The sequence below is a fragment of the Amycolatopsis rubida genome, assembly GCF_900115345.1.
GTDB lineage: Bacteria > Actinomycetota > Actinomycetes > Mycobacteriales > Pseudonocardiaceae > Amycolatopsis > Amycolatopsis rubida.
The window spans coordinates 1-11,320 of sequence record NZ_FOWC01000033.1; the positions used below are offsets into that span (position 1 = coordinate 1).

Below are 11,320 nucleotides of genomic sequence, written 5' to 3' on the forward strand. Positions count from 1 at the left end.
GCTTCACTGGGCGTGCGGGACGACCAAGTGATCGAAGTCGTCATCCGGCAGCCGGATTCGCGCAAGGAGAAAAAGAATCCGTGCGATTCCGTACACGACGTCGCCGTCGCGATCATCGGCAACCTTCGAGAGGGACAGTGATTCCGCATCCGCCCCCGAGAATGTACAGCCTCCTCCGCGCTGGTCACTCGTCGATCTGGCGGCGTGGGGTCAGCGCTGCGCGCGGCACCCACTGCCCCTGCGCGCAGGCGTCGGCTGGTGCGTTTCCTGCGTGCAAAGCAACCCAGCCGATGTCGGTGCCGGACGCCGTGCGGGCCATCATCGTCAGCACGACCGGAATGCGGCCGTCGAGTGCCAACGGCTTCGTCAACGAAATCGCCGCGGAATTGATCGGGCCCGCCTGCGACAGGTCCAGCCACACCGGCTTTGGCGAGGGACATCGGATGGCAGGAGGCTGCGCGCGCAGGAACTCGGGCGAACCGGGCGATCGATAGCGCATCCGAACTCCTCGGCAGCGGTCTGAACGTCGTGGTCCTGCCAGCGTAACGCTTCGGGAAGGAACGAGCGGCCGTCGTTCGCCACGGAGCACGACGCAACGGTCAGGACGGGAACCGGGCCACGCGGCGGATTGAGCCGGTCGAATTCTGGAATATCCGGCTCCGGTCCTCGCCAACTCGACTCACGCGCTCCGCGATCGCTAGGTTTCCGATCTGGGCTACCAATGCAGGAGGGGCACTGATGACACGGGACGACGGACACGGTCGGCACCGGCAATACCGCGACGAGCGCGACCGGATCGTGGCGTTGTGGTCTCGGCACGTGGCCGGCCCCGCAGGGCCGCTCGAGGGCGCGATCCTGGATCCTGCTCCGTTGCCGAAGGGCTGGTGCGGGCAGGTGCAACTGGTGCCGGGCGCGCACTCGACTCGGGACGTGGAGGAAGCGGCTTCCTTCATCGAGGAGGTGTACGGGCTTCCCCGCAAGGCGGTCGTGGTCGAGGACACCCGGACCGGCACCGCCGACACGGCGTTCGTCTGGGCGTTCCACACCGCCTCGGCCGCCGATCACCACCGCCACACGCCGATGAGCACGCTCGACGTCCACGCTCGCGGCGATCAGCCGGCGCCGCCGCGCGCGGAAACCCGGGAATCCGGGCACCTCGCAGACTGGGCCGAAAAGTACTCGTTTTACTACACCAAGATGTGCGAACACGGCGGACGAATGGACGTCGCCCGGTTCGTCCGGCGGCTCCAGAGGCTTCGCGGCGGCATCCTCGATCTGCTGCCCCGCACTGACCCCGGCCACGTACAGCGCATCCTCGCCGAGAACGGCGTCACGTCCGAGATGCTGCCCGACGACCTCGTCGGCCTGCTCGGACTTCCCCGGCATCGCTGACTCGACCTGTCGCAGAGGACTGCGATGACCACAGCAGACAGCCCGGTCACGACTGAGGGGGAGGAACGCGATGCCGGTACGGCAGCGGCCGATCGGAGCGCTGCTCGACGCGGTGTTCGGCAACGCTCGCGTTCCCGGCGGCGGCCCGCGGTGGATCACCCTTCCGCCGTGGCTGTGGTTCTGCCGCTACTGCGACACCGGCGGAGGCGGAGAATTCGCCGCGGCCAGGCTCGACCGCACCCGCCTCGGGCGATGCCGGATCATCTGCCAGCCCTACGAGTGGCGACACGATTTCGATGACGTGGAGCTGGGCCTGGACGGACAAGAGCGAGTTCAAGCCGCTGTCCGTCAGCACGTCAACGGGCCCGGTGCTGCCGTGACCTGGGACATCCAGCGGCAGAGACTCAAGATCGTGCGGGCGCCTCAGGTCGACTGGAGACAAGCCTGACGGCCGCCGAACTCGGCGCCGCCACCAGCTGAGGTTCACAAGCTCAGGGACTCGGATTGCGAGGGAACGCGGGCCGATCGGGCGCCTGGCCTCTCGCCGGTGGCACGGCGACCGGGACCACAACGCCGCGGGATCCGGAAACCGGGCTGCGCAGTGCGAGGGGAAGCGATCCGCAGCCCGGCCCGACCGAACTCCCAGAAAGGCGATGCTCTGCCTCCCCTTCAATCATAGGGGATTCGGAACGGAAATGACGCATTCGGATCATTGCAACCAGAAATGCGATAACCTCGGCGCGGTCCCGGGGAGACCCCCCGCCTTCCGAGGATGTGCGCCACGTAAGTCCGGGTCGTGTCAGGAGGCCGGTGAGTGGCGCTGTCGCGCGTCGGGTTGTTCGAGCGCATCCGTCGTGGTCGTCGTGACGATCCGCGGGCGTCGGCGAACGCGCTGTCGAAACGCTATGGGGTGCATCGGCGGACGGTTCGGGAGGCGTTGGCCAGCGCGGTGCCCAGGGAACGGAAGAAGCCGCCTCCCTGACGGTCGATCTTGGAGCCCGCGCATGGTTGGATCGACGAGATGCTGCGGGATGACGTGGCTGCGCCGCGGAAGCAGAAGCACACGATTGTCCGCATCTACCAGCGGTTGATCACCGAGCACGGCTTCCGGGTGGCGTCGTTGTCGACGGTGCGCCAGTTTCCCGCGGCGGAGCCGGCTACGGTCAGGCCCCGCTTCCTGCGTGCAGCGCGCCCCGAGCCCGCTCCCCGCCCCTGACGTCCGCCCCTTCCTTTTTCTTACTGGTCCTCGTCGTCCCACTGGACGTCGAGGCCGAGCCGATTGGCGAGGCTGTGGGGTTTCTCGAGCTTGAAGGCCGGTCTGGTCGCGATAGATCCGTCGCTGGTGCCAGGTGACTTCGTCGCTGTCGCGGTGGCGATGCTCGGGGCCCAGATGGACCCCGTTGTCGAACTCCACCCCGCCTTGCTCCGGCGGTCGGGGACCAATCCGCACCGCGTCCAGATGCGGGTCGCCAGAGGGCGGAAGCGTGCCTGTTCGTTCGACGATACCGGGTCCGCGCGGCCTGGAGGGGGTCGCCGGGATACGGGAGAAGCCTGCCAGCGCGACTGGTCGGATGCGTCGTCCGTCGGGACGGGCGCGGTGGCGGGGCAGGTGGCCGGATCGGTGTGATGCTTGGGGGATGTTGGTTTCGTTTGATGTTCGCCGGACCGAGGGCGGTCTCCAGTTGGCGATGACCGCGCCGGATGCGCAGGTGCCTTGGGTGACGCGGCTGAGCTACGAGCTGTCGGAGGGCCTGCGGGCTGATGTCCCGGTGTTCCTCGGCGGGACCGTCGCGGCCGGGCTGGCCTACATTCCTGGCTATCCCGAGGTCGGCGAGGGAACCCTCGCCCGCATCGCCGAAGCAGAGATCACCGACGATCTGCGCGAGGCCACGTACCGGGTCCGTGGCGGTCTGGAGGCGATGCGCGGTTTCGGGGATCCGTGTGGGCGCACTTGCCGGATCGGTTGGACCCGTTGCCCGACGACCCGGCGGCGCCGTGGCCGCCGGCTCCGCTGGACTAAGTGCGGCGAAGCCTGCCGCTCTCACTCCGAGTCGCCCCGGGCGCCTGTCCCGTCTCGCCTGATCATCGGTACCGCCTGGCGTCGTCGCAGGTCAGAGTTCGAGTGGTGATCGCGACGGGAGGGGATTCGGTGCGGACGTCGTTTCTGTGGCTGGAAGTGACCGGGCGTTGTCAGCTGGAGTGCCGGCAGTGCTATGCCGAGTCCGGCCCGTCCGGGACGCACGGGTCGATGACGCGCGCGGACTGGACGCGGGTGCTGGACGAGGCTGCGGCGCTGGGCGTGGAGACGGTGCAGTTCATCGGCGGCGAGCCGACGCTGTACCCGCACCTGGCACTGCTGGTCGAGCACGCCCTGGCCCTGAGGTTCGGGGTGGAGGTGTTCAGCAATCTCGTGCACGTCACCGACGAGCTGTGGGAACTCTTCTCGCGGCCGGGGGTGTCGCTGGCGACCTCTTACTATTCCGACGATCCGGCCCAGCACGCCGCGGTCACCGGCCGCCCGAGCTACGCGAGGACGAAGGCGAACATCGCCGAGGCCCTCGGCCGCGGGATCCCGTTGCGGGCCGGGGTGATCGACCTGGGCGGCGGGCAACGCGCCGACGACGCGCAGCGCGAACTGGTCGAGCTGGGCGTGCCCGCGGTCGGCTACGACCGGGTGCGGCAGGTCGGGCGCGGGGTCCGCGACCGGCAGGCGGGCGTCGAGCAGTTGTGCGGGCACTGCGGCGACGGAGTCGCGGCGATCTCCCCGGACGGGGCGGTCTGGCCGTGCGTGTTCTCGCGCTGGCTGCCGGTCGGCAACGTGCTCGACGACGCGCTCGCCGCGATCCTGTCCAGCGGCGAGGCCGAGCGGGTGCGCGCCGAGCTGACCGGCGCCTTCGCCGCGCGTCAGCCTCGCGGCGACGCGGGCGCCAGCGGCGGCCGTCTGGACTCGTGCCACCCGAGCTGTGCTCCGGAACCGTGCCAGCCGACGTGCGCTCCGCGGTGCTCGCCCTCGTGCAGCCCGTGCGCGCCGTTCCGCCGCTGCTGGCCCACCTACCGGTGACCGCGTCGGTAGCCTGACCTGCATGTCTTCCCAGCCCGATCCGCTCGTCGACGACGAGCATCGTGCCTGGCTGCGCCGCTGCCTGGCCCGGGCCGCCGCCACGCTCGATGCCGTCCCGTCGGGGGACGTGGTCTGGGGCTGGCGCGACCGGTCCATCAGCTCGCGGGTCGACACGCAGAGCGGACCGCGGTGGCTGCGGGCGGTGGCCGAGGCCGAGCAGTGGGCCGACGGCGATTTCTGGACCGGCAACGTCGACGCCGGCCAGGTGTCCGGCGTGGCCAAACCCCGGGTGCTGCGGCACTGGGACTGGGCCGAGCAGGGGCAGCGGCTGCGCGCGGAACTGATGAGCGTGGCCGAGGGCCGGGCGTGCTCGCCGACCCCGGAGCTGCGCGGCGACCTCGACCTGCCCGGCGCCTGGTGGAGCGGGCTTCGGGAATCGCTGGGCATGCTGGCCGCCGCGGAGACCACCCGCACCCACCTGACCCAGGACGAGGTCACCCGGCGGCTGCGGGTGTTCTTCGGCGACCGGGCCGACCCCGCGGTGCGGGAGTGGACGGTCGCGCACGCGGACCTGCACTGGGCGAACCTGCTCGAACCGGACTGCGTGCTGGTGGACTGGGAAGGCTGGGGCCATGCCCCGGCCGGGTACGACGCCGCGACGCTCTACCTGCACTCGCTGCTGCGTCCGGCGGTCGCCGCGCGAGTCCGAGCAGAGTTCGGAGAGCTGCTCGACAGCCGCGACGGGCTGGTATCGCAGCTCTACGTCACGGGGCGGATGCTGCTGCGGATCAACGCCGGAGAGTACGAAGATCTCGCGATCCCGTTGCACCGCAACGCCGAGAGCGTCATTGCGGCCCTTCAGCGCTGAGCCGCGCCGGACGTCACTCGTCGGCGAGCAGGTGGTGCAGGAACCGGTCCGGGCTGGCGAGGAACCCTCGGGTGAGGGCGACCGGTTCGGCTTCGTCGTAGCCGACCTGCTCGATGTCGCCGGCGCTGTCGATCTGCAGGATCCGCGCGCCGGGCACGGCCAGCAGGATCGGCGAGTGCGTGGCCACGACGAACTGGCTGCCCGCTGCGGTCAGCTCGGCGATCCGCGCCACCAGCGCCATGCACCCGCGCGGGGACAGCGCCGCCTCCGGCTCGTCCAGCAGGTACAGCCCGTCCGGCCCGAACCGGTGCGTCACCAGGTCAAGGAAGGACTGGCCGTGGGAGCGCTCGTGCGGGGAGACTCCGCCGTAGGCGGGCAGCAGCGGCGGCGAACCGGGGTCCTGATCGAGGCGTTCGATCTCGCTGGCGACGTTGTAGTAGGACTCGGCGCGCAGGAAGAACCCGGTGCGCGGCTTGCGGACGCCCCAGCGCAGCACCAGATGGTCGCCCAGGCTGGATTCGGTGGCGCGGGTGGCGAACCGGAACGACTGCGAGCCGCCCTCCGGGTTGAACCCGGCCGAAACCGCGAGTGCTTCGACCAGGGTGGACTTGCCGGTGCCGTTGTCGCCCACGAGGAACGTCACGCCCGGGTCGAGGTGCAGCCCGCCGGTCTGGGCCAGGCGCTGCACCACCGGCAGGGTGAATGGATAGCGGCCGGTGCCGGAGTCCTGCGCGATCCGGACCCGCTGCACGAACCCGCCGCCGGTCCGGGCAGCCGCACGCGCGCGGTTCACGCCGACGCCCCGGAGAGGGCGGCGAAGTCGGCGCGGGCCTGCGCGACCGCGTCCGGGTGCGCTTCCCGTTTCTCGTGCTCGGCCAGCGCACGGTAGATGCTGGCGAGGCTGGGGTTGTGTCCTTTGCGTTTGCCGGTGGGGATGATCAGGTCGGGGCGGATGTCCTCGACGGACTCGCCGTTCGCGCGGCGGCGCAGCACGGTGTGGAGCATGTCGTCGGTGATGACCGTGGGCCGTCCGCCGTGGTTTCCCTTGCGTGCGGCGGCGTTCAGTCCCTCCAAGGTGGACTCGCGGATGGCTTCGCGGTCGGTTTCGGCCATCGCGGCGAAGAACCCGAACAGCATCCGCCCGGTGCCCGAGGGGTCGTAGATGCCGGGGATCGGCCCGGCGAGCATCTCCAGCAGGATCCCGTGCGCGGTCAGGTGGTCCGCGATCGCGGTCAGTTCGGCGGAGTCGCGGCCGAGGCGCTTCATCTCGGAGACGGTGAACAGGACCCGGCAGTGCGGAGCGTGCGCTTTGACCTGCCGCGCGGCCTCCAGCGCGGCCTCGAACTGCGGCCGGACCCGGATGCGGGTGGAGATCTTCTCGGCGAAGATCTTCTCGCGCGGGATGCCGTGGGCGGCGAGGGCGTCGAGCTGCGACTGCAGTTCCTGGGTCAGGTGCGAGCAGCGGGCGTAGCCGATCCGGATGTCCTCGGTCGGCGCGGTCGGCGCGATCGGCGCGGGCGGAGGTGTCCCCGGCCGCCACGGCTGGCCCGGACCGCGGTCGGCGGGGGTCGGCACCCGCAGTTCCTTGGCCAGCCGGGCGACCTTGGTGAACCGTCCGGTGTGGTAGGTCCCGGCGACCGCTCCGGAGCGGGACCGGCAGGGCGAGCCCGGCTCGGCCAGGCAGCGCGGGCACGAATGCCGCTCGACGTCGTCGGCGTCCGACAGCGGCGCGGCTGCGGTCATCGCCGCCGTCCGAACCGGCGCCGCCACTCGCCGGCGGTGCGCACCAGCGGCCACACCACGCGGCGCGTCGCGCCGGCCGGAAGCCGGATGACCGGCCAGCGCGCGGGGAGCATCGAGTGGCGGCGCATCTGCTGCGCGAACTCCGGCCACGATGCGGCGACGCCCATCCGCAGCGACCGCCGCGGCGCCCACGCCGCGAACCGCCGCCCGTCGGCCCGTTCCCCGTCGGCCCGTTCCCCGTCGGCCCGTTCCCCGTCGGCGACCGCCCGCAGCGGTCGCGTCCCCTCGTTCTCCATGCCGGGATTTTCTCACAAACATTTCCCAGAACCACCTCGCCCCGCTGTTTGCGTGAGAACGCGTTCTGAGACGGATTCTGGCCCTCGAGTGTTCGGGCGATGTCGATATCCGAAGTGGACTGCACTGATGTCCGAACTCGTGTGCACCACGAAGCGATAGCTCGACGGTCAGCCGATGCTGTCAACCTTGGTGAGGTAGTCGGCGGGGATCTCGTCGCGTACGGCGGGGTAGTCCTCCCATTCCGCGCGGGTCAATTCGATGTTGTCGGGAAGGTCTACTCGGACGACGTGATAGCCGGGCCGGTCATCGAGCAGCCAGCCAGCTTCGCGGCGTCCCTTTGTGGTGTCGGGGAACAGACATACCCGGTCGCCGTCGGTTCCTTCAGGTGCGCGAGCCGCGCCCGTCCACGCCGGAGGAAGCGACCGCACTGCTGGACGTCGTGGCCGCGCGGCTGGCCGAGCGCGGCATCACCACCAGCCGGGACGTGCTCTACGTGCCGCTTCCCCGCACCGACACGACTCCGGTCTGGGGCGCGTTCGAGCCACGTCCGCTGGCGATCACGATCGACATCGACCGCGGCTGGGAACTGGTCATCGACCAGCCGACCGCGTCGCCAGTCCTCGAGTTGGTGGGTCGCTGCGACGAGACCGGGATCGACGCCATGCTCGCCCTCGCCACCTCGGTCAACGCCGGCAACCTCGGCAACGTCTTCCGCCGCTGACCTGCGGATCTTGGTTTAGCGCCAACCGCTGCGCCAGTCTACGCGGACGATCAGGCGAGCGGGTTGGCGGAGATGCTGTGAACGTGCTGCCCGTAGGTCCAGGCGGCCTTGACGCCGCGCACGACGTACTTCTCGGTCGGCAGGCCCAGCTCGTCGACCCGCTCGATCAGCGTCCGGACATCGCCCAAGGTCAGCGTCGGCACCGGTATCCGGCCCATATCCCGGCGACCGTGCCCGGATACGGGCCGATCTGGTTGAGGGTGTGCCAGCCAGCGCAGCAGCGCGATCCGCGAGAGCCGCCACTCGTCGGCGGCGTCGATCATCCACCACAGGCCCCGGGGCAGCTCCAGCAGGTCGGTGAGGATCGCCGCGGCGGCGACGCTGGTGCCGTTTCCGTTGCAGCCCCAGCGAAGGTGTGGCCCTCGCTGGCAGGGTGGATCTGCGGTCGCAGCCGGCGCAGCACCGTCACCGATTCCCGCTGTGTCGGCCCGCGCTCCGGGGTCTCCACCTCGATCCGGCGAGGCCTCGTCACCAGCCGGTGCGCGACGCGTTGTTCTGACCGGGTCGGGCGGGTCAGGCGTCGACGGTGAAGCCGGGGCGGTGGCTGTGTTGCTGCTCCAGGTCCGCGACGCGGTCGGCGAGCTCCTGGTCGAGGTCGGCGAGCTTGCTGCGGGCGGTGCGCAGCGCACGGTGCTCGTCGGCGGCCTCGCTGCTCCACCCGGCTTCGCGGGCCTCCCCGACCAGGCGGGCGATCTCCCGCTGGACCTCGTCGAGTTCGGTGCGGGAGACCGCGCCCGCGCGGGTGCCGCCGCCGAGGCCTTCCCTCGCCGCCGGGGCGTCCTGGACGGCGTGGCGGACCTGCCGCGGCGTGCGGACCTCCACCGCGAACGGTTCCGCATGGTGGTGCAGCAGGTAGTTGCCGTAGCGGTCCGGGTCCTGCCCGGCTTTCTCCGGCAGGAACGGCGGCTGCGACCCGGTGTGGTCGCAGGCGTTGCGGTGGTTCCACACGATCGCCCGGAACCACAGTTCGTCCCACTCGTAGTCCCTGTCCGTCCGGAGGAGACCGAACCGGCGGGCGAGCACCGCGCGGGCGAGGTCTTCGGCGCTGGCGGCCCGTTCGATGCCGCCGGAGTCGCGGGGCCCGTGGACCGGGTGCAGCTCATAGGACCAGTCGCGTCCGTCGTCGCTGGTCTCGATCAGCCAGGTGTACTCGTCGCCGGGGTCTGAGGGCAGGGCGCTGTTGCTCACGCGGCCCAGTCTGGCCCGCGTCCGGCGAAGGCCACCTCAACGACTCCGATGTACCCCACCAAAGTGTGAGCCTGCCGCGAACACGGCTGGAGCGCTGGGGGACGAGTCCGGACAGCCGAGTTCCGAGTTGCTGGTCGCGGCCCGGCTACCGGCCGGCGGGCAGCGGTTGTGGATACGGGCGGGGTTTGCCGAGGTCCTGCTCGGTGATCTCGGCGGTCGCTTCGAGACGCCGCTGGCAGCCGGCCCGGCCGAACGCCGAGACGTTCATCGCCGTGACGTAGGCGGCGAGCAGGTGCGCGCGGGCGACGGGCGCGAGGCTTTTCAGCGCGGCGGTCATGTCGGCGCCGCCGGCGACGTCGCGGAGCACGGTCGTGATCGCGAACTCGCTCTCGGCCGGAGCACAGGCGGCGACCTGGTCGAACTCGCTCCGCAGGGCCGACACGGCGACCGCGGCGCCGAGCGAGGACAGGTCCGTCAGGTCCTGGTTGTGCATGTCGATCAGGACGCCGACGAGGTCGCCGAGCTGGGCGCCGTCGAGGTCGTCCAGGATCGTCGCGGCGACCCCGCGGTCGCGGTAGGCGTAGGCGCGCTGCAGATCCAGCGCCCGCCACATCGGCACGTCCAGCGCGGGATCACGGTCCAAGGGTTTCGTCACCGGCATGCCCTATCACGTCCCCGACCGAATCGAACCCGCGCGCAACCGACGTCACCCCAACGAGTCGACGACGATCGTGTGCGTCCGCGCGAATCTTCACTCGGGGTCATCGCTCATGCCGATCACCGTCGGGCACAACGACCCGGCTCGGGAGGGTCACGTTGGCCGGACTGTCAGTCCGCTGTGTCAGAGCTGCTGGTCGAGTTCCCAGCCGGTGACGTGCCGACGGACGACCGCGACGATCCCGGCGGCGGGGTTGGCCTTCCGGCATTCGCGGGCGGCATCGAGAGCTTTCGTGCGGTCGGCTGTGGTGTCGCTGCTGGCGATGTAGTCATTGTGGCGCCAGGTGTACTCGATGGTCGGCAGGTCGTCGTCCGGGGTGCCGTCCTCGTCGTTCTGCCTGAGGATCTTCTGGACGGCGGTGTGGGACAGATCAGTGAGTTTGGCGAGCCCGCGGCCGGTGTCGTCGGCGTCGTCCCAGTCGGAGATCCGGCGCAGCAGCCGGTCCCGTGCGCGCCGGTGGGCGTTCGCTTGCCGCGCTGTGTGGGCCAGCTGGTCGCGGACCTGCCGGCGCGCGTCGTCGCGCAAATTCTCCAGGTGCCGCTCGGTCGCGTAGTCGAGCACCACGTAGTTCCCGGGCCGGGAGGGCGGGACGGCCGCACGCAGCCGTTCCAGGATCTCCGCCAGTTCGGTCCCGTCGGTGTCTGCCGTGACCAGCCCGGACATCTGCTCCTTCGGCACGGCGTGAATCTCCAGCCGCGGCCGGTCGGCCAGTGCCGCGGCCAGTTCCCGGCCGAACCGTTCGCGCGCGTTCCGGGCTTGCTCGGACAGCCGCTGCACGGCTCGGCCGGCGGACACCTCGACGGTCAGGCCCTCGGCCACCGGTGCGGCGAGCGGCGCCAGCCGCACCAGAAGATCGGCGAACTCCTGGTTCAGCACGATCAGCGGAATCTCCCACCGCACGGTCCGGGCCTCCCGATCGGCCGTCGACAAGCCCTCGACGCGGTGGTGCGAGTCGTACTGCAGGCACAGGAACGGCAGCCCGGACGAGTCCGTCGGTTCCGCGTCCGGCACGAACAGTTCCACCCCCGCGGGCAGGACCCCTTCGGGACCTGGGACGTACAGCCAGTCCGGCTCCAGCGCCGCCAGCAACATCACACGTACCTGCACCATGGCAACCAAGTTGCCATGTGCGAAGCTCGGGTGCAACCTGGTGGCAACAACGTTGCCGACTCTTGCCCGGCGGATGCTCACACCGGCGCTAGGAGCGGTGTGTCGCGAAGTGCCGCATGGCGTCGTCGCGCCAGAGCGTCGCGGTGAGCAGCGCTTTCGGGC

The 11,320-nt window shown here is 70.6% G+C and carries 14 protein-coding genes; 6 read left to right on the forward strand and 8 right to left on the reverse strand.

Translation table 11 applies throughout. From position 1 onward, the window contains the following. Positions 1–184 precede the first annotated feature (184 nt). Positions 185–499, reverse strand: a complete 315-nt coding sequence (locus tag BM362_RS45835) for a hypothetical protein (RefSeq protein ID WP_143132661.1) — start codon at positions 497–499, stop codon at positions 185–187. A 239-nt stretch (positions 500–738) separates the two neighbouring features. Between BM362_RS45835 and BM362_RS45840 the strand changes: the two genes are divergently transcribed. The 5 genes from BM362_RS45840 (at position 739) to BM362_RS45870 (ending at position 5,321) form a co-directional block, all read left to right on the forward strand. Beyond that, positions 739–1,392, forward strand: coding sequence for a hypothetical protein (locus BM362_RS45840; protein ID WP_093577401.1), 654 nt, complete (start codon positions 739–741; stop codon positions 1,390–1,392). Between the two features lie 70 nt (positions 1,393–1,462). After that, positions 1,463–1,840 carry a hypothetical protein gene (locus BM362_RS45845; RefSeq protein ID WP_093577402.1) on the forward strand — a complete coding sequence of 126 codons (378 nt, stop codon included), beginning with the start codon at positions 1,463–1,465 and terminating at the stop codon, positions 1,838–1,840. 1,240 nt (positions 1,841–3,080) lie between these two features. Further along, entirely contained in the window at positions 3,081–3,521 is a 441-nt protein-coding gene (locus tag BM362_RS45860; protein ID WP_143132662.1) for a hypothetical protein, read from the forward strand. After that, positions 3,518–4,453 carry a radical SAM/SPASM domain-containing protein gene (locus BM362_RS45865; RefSeq protein ID WP_244287500.1) on the forward strand — a complete coding sequence of 312 codons (936 nt, stop codon included), beginning with the start codon at positions 3,518–3,520 and terminating at the stop codon, positions 4,451–4,453. Before BM362_RS45860 ends, BM362_RS45865 begins: the two co-directional genes overlap by 4 nt. A gap of 22 nt (positions 4,454–4,475) precedes the next feature. Further along, positions 4,476–5,321, forward strand: a complete 846-nt coding sequence (locus BM362_RS45870) for an aminoglycoside phosphotransferase (protein WP_208865543.1) — start codon at positions 4,476–4,478, stop codon at positions 5,319–5,321. A gap of 13 nt (positions 5,322–5,334) precedes the next feature. Here the strand turns inward: BM362_RS45870 and BM362_RS45875 are convergent, their stop codons facing one another. Genes BM362_RS45875 through BM362_RS45885 form a run of 3 tightly spaced genes read right to left on the reverse strand, consistent with a single transcriptional unit; the run spans position 5,335 to position 7,360 of the window. After that, complete coding sequence (locus BM362_RS45875) at positions 5,335–6,114, reverse strand: AAA family ATPase (protein WP_208865544.1); 780 nt, start codon at positions 6,112–6,114, stop codon at positions 5,335–5,337. After that, complete coding sequence (locus BM362_RS45880; protein WP_093577415.1) at positions 6,111–7,064, reverse strand: recombinase family protein; 954 nt, start codon at positions 7,062–7,064, stop codon at positions 6,111–6,113. Before BM362_RS45880 ends, BM362_RS45875 begins: the two co-directional genes overlap by 4 nt. Continuing rightward, positions 7,061–7,360 carry a hypothetical protein gene (locus BM362_RS45885; RefSeq protein WP_093577406.1) on the reverse strand — a complete coding sequence of 100 codons (300 nt, stop codon included), beginning with the start codon at positions 7,358–7,360 and terminating at the stop codon, positions 7,061–7,063. The genes BM362_RS45880 and BM362_RS45885 overlap by 4 nt, the downstream gene beginning before the upstream one ends. Before the next feature lie 386 nt (positions 7,361–7,746). Here BM362_RS45885 and BM362_RS45895 point away from each other — a divergent pair, with 386 nt between their 5' ends. Then, positions 7,747–8,082 carry a hypothetical protein gene (locus BM362_RS45895; RefSeq protein ID WP_093577408.1) on the forward strand — a complete coding sequence of 112 codons (336 nt, stop codon included), beginning with the start codon at positions 7,747–7,749 and terminating at the stop codon, positions 8,080–8,082. Positions 8,083–8,132: 50 nt separating this feature from the next. On the opposite strand, the gene BM362_RS45900 is transcribed toward BM362_RS45895, so the two are convergent. From BM362_RS45900 to BM362_RS45915, 4 genes are all read right to left on the reverse strand, one after another. Further along, on the reverse strand, positions 8,133–8,405 hold the full coding sequence (locus BM362_RS45900) for a hypothetical protein (protein ID WP_093577409.1): 273 nt from the start codon (positions 8,403–8,405) through the stop codon (positions 8,133–8,135). A gap of 250 nt (positions 8,406–8,655) precedes the next feature. Beyond that, on the reverse strand, positions 8,656–9,330 hold the full coding sequence (locus tag BM362_RS45905; RefSeq protein WP_093577410.1) for a hypothetical protein: 675 nt from the start codon (positions 9,328–9,330) through the stop codon (positions 8,656–8,658). 145 nt (positions 9,331–9,475) lie between these two features. Beyond that, the gene (locus BM362_RS45910) at positions 9,476–9,985 is read right to left on the reverse strand and encodes a hypothetical protein (protein ID WP_143132663.1); all 510 of its coding nucleotides are present in this window, start codon (positions 9,983–9,985) and stop codon (positions 9,476–9,478) included. Between the two features lie 186 nt (positions 9,986–10,171). Next, positions 10,172–11,158 (reverse strand): hypothetical protein, encoded by a 987-nt coding sequence (locus BM362_RS45915; RefSeq protein ID WP_093577412.1) that lies wholly within the window; start codon positions 11,156–11,158, stop codon positions 10,172–10,174. Between the last annotated feature and the right edge of the window lie 162 nt (positions 11,159–11,320).

Excerpts from the sequence above, each read along its gene's own strand:
- BM362_RS45915 (WP_093577412.1), bottom strand. The coding sequence starts at position 11,158 with ATGGTGCAGGTACGTGTGATGTTGCTGGCGGCGCTGGAGCCGGACTGG.
- BM362_RS45860 (WP_143132662.1), top strand. The coding sequence starts at position 3,081 with ATGACCGCGCCGGATGCGCAGGTGCCTTGGGTGACGCGGCTGAGCTAC.
- BM362_RS45835 (WP_143132661.1), bottom strand. The coding sequence starts at position 499 with ATGCGCTATCGATCGCCCGGTTCGCCCGAGTTCCTGCGCGCGCAGCCT.
- BM362_RS45845 (WP_093577402.1), top strand. The coding sequence starts at position 1,463 with ATGCCGGTACGGCAGCGGCCGATCGGAGCGCTGCTCGACGCGGTGTTC.
- BM362_RS45885 (WP_093577406.1), bottom strand. The coding sequence starts at position 7,360 with ATGGAGAACGAGGGGACGCGACCGCTGCGGGCGGTCGCCGACGGGGAA.
- BM362_RS45880 (WP_093577415.1), bottom strand. The coding sequence starts at position 7,064 with ATGACCGCAGCCGCGCCGCTGTCGGACGCCGACGACGTCGAGCGGCAT.
- BM362_RS45870 (WP_208865543.1), top strand. The coding sequence starts at position 4,476 with ATGTCTTCCCAGCCCGATCCGCTCGTCGACGACGAGCATCGTGCCTGG.
- BM362_RS45900 (WP_093577409.1), bottom strand. The coding sequence starts at position 8,405 with ATGATCGACGCCGCCGACGAGTGGCGGCTCTCGCGGATCGCGCTGCTG.
- BM362_RS45840 (WP_093577401.1), top strand. The coding sequence starts at position 739 with ATGACACGGGACGACGGACACGGTCGGCACCGGCAATACCGCGACGAG.